Here is a 242-nt window from a genome sequence, read left to right as displayed (position 1 = left end):
GCCGAGGTGGCACTGCCGGACGAGCACGCCGACTCTGCCGGCGCGTTCGCCTTCCACCCGGCACTGTTCGACGCCTCCCTGCACGGCGGCCTCGATTGGCTGGACCACGGTGAGGGATTCTCCGTAGGCCTGCCGTTCTCCTGGTCGGGTGTGCGCTTCGCTCAGAGCGGTGCTTCGCGGGTGCGGGTCCGGATCGGGTCGGCGGGCGAGTCGGCGTTGCGTGTCGACGTGGTCGGCGAGCA

General features: G+C 71.1%; 1 protein-coding gene. It reads left to right on the top strand.

The window, feature by feature from the left end:
• Nucleotides 1-242 (top strand): polyketide synthase dehydratase domain-containing protein (locus tag Q0994_RS34070; RefSeq protein WP_299542634.1); only part of this gene is annotated, 242 nt, incomplete at both ends.

This window comes from uncultured Streptomyces sp. (assembly GCF_947488945.1).
GTDB lineage: Bacteria > Actinomycetota > Actinomycetes > Streptomycetales > Streptomycetaceae > Streptomyces.
This window is presented reverse-complemented; position numbering and strand designations above follow the sequence as displayed.